The sequence below is a fragment of the Subsaximicrobium wynnwilliamsii genome (assembly GCF_007997225.1).
GTDB lineage: Bacteria > Bacteroidota > Bacteroidia > Flavobacteriales > Flavobacteriaceae > Psychroserpens > Psychroserpens wynnwilliamsii.
Genome location: NZ_VORM01000087.1, coordinates 1 through 1599, shown reverse-complemented (window position 1 = coordinate 1599; position 1599 = coordinate 1). Strand labels below are relative to the sequence as shown.

At 33.6% G+C, this 1599-nt stretch carries 1 protein-coding gene; it reads right to left on the bottom strand.

The window, feature by feature from the left end:
• Positions 1-770: 770 nt before the first annotated feature.
• Entirely contained in the window at positions 771-1400 is a 630-nt protein-coding gene (locus ESY88_RS20590; protein ID WP_147088582.1) for a hypothetical protein, read from the bottom strand.
• Positions 1401-1599: the final 199 nt, after the last annotated feature.

The window sequence follows — 1599 nt, the reverse complement described above, 5'->3', positions numbered from 1 at the left end:
TCAAAACCGAGAATATTTAAAAGCATTGCAATTATAACCAGTATCGAAGATAAATTTCTTTTAATCATATGTTTTTGGTTTTGAGTGAGACAATGAATGCCAACGCTCTTGAGTATGATTAGTTGCGCGTCTCAAGCAGTAAATTTAGTAAATAAAAACGAACTAGCGAATCCACGAGGATTTTCGGAAGAAGAACAGGCCAAGCAATTAATTATACGCGATGTTGTAAAATGTAGTTTCGTGAATTTCAGACTTTAGATAAAATGCTAATTTGAGTTGTGCGCTCGAGTAAGCAAATACGCGAACTGCTTAAGTTCCGCATCGTGCATAATTCTGCATCTGACTAAATTTCGCATCTTGAATAATTCCGCAAACTGCAAAGGTTCCGTTATTTATTCCGCAAACTTACTTTAGAAAATCCATCATTAATCGACTGTTTTTTGAAATAGAGTCAGATTTTAAATTCCGCAAACTTGCTCAAGTTTCCGCAACAGTTGATTTTCCGGAATAGTTCAGATCAGACAGTTTACAGATTCTGGATTTTATGGATCTGAGTGAATTCTGCCATTTTTTACAACGTTCTTGTATATGGCTCGTAGCGTGCAAATTATAAAATTACTTTCGGATTAGCACGAGCCGAATTTTTAAATTTTTCTTGTTCCCTTTTTTTATCAATAAGCCAAATTTAAAAATTTGGCGCACTCGCAAATATACCTTAACTTCGATTAATCAACTAACTAGCTATGAGCTATATACGTTGTTGTAAACAGTTATTCTTCCCAGATTTCAAATTCAGAACGGATAATCTCAATCAATTCACAAACATATTTTGGCTCATCTATTTCGGGATATTTATCTCTATAGTAAAATGGATTTCCAAATTCAAATTCGTTTGACATATATCGGTTTTTTGCTTTAAAAAAATAACTTGTTCCGTCGAGATCTGTTGATTTATTAGTTAAAATGTCCCATTCTGTTCTTGTTTTTTTATGCTTACTACTATATCTTTTTTCTTCTTTTTTTATCACTCCTCGTTCCGCCAATTTCCAATCTATTTCACTTCTGTTTGGTAATTCAAAGATGTAACTCCGAAATAAGTTTAGATAAACATATTCCATTTCACTTTTTGAACTCAATAATTTCTTTTGCGTTTTCATTTCCATTACTCCATTGACATTTGACCAATGCTCGTAAAATTCAGATGTCCAATTATCAGGCTCACTTTTGTACATTCTGAAAAGTGAAGTATAGTTGGTTATTCCGCCACCTGCATAAATTCGGATTTCAGTTGGATAATTAAGAGTATCCGTTATTCCTAAATCCTCATTAATGTCACTCCAATGTTGAGCTTTTACTCCGATAAAGCAAAGAATTAAAATTGATGTAAGAATGTTTCTCATAATTGTTTACAACGTTTTATGTGTATGAGCCGTTGCGTGTCTAACACACGAACCATTAAAGGTACAAAACTCCGCTGGAAAATTCCCAAGAATTTTCCAGATAGGCACAGACCCAGCAATGGCTTATACACGGTGTTGCCAGTAGTTTTTATTCCGCAATTTTCTTTAATTTTTCCGCTGTTTTAGGTTCAATTTCTCC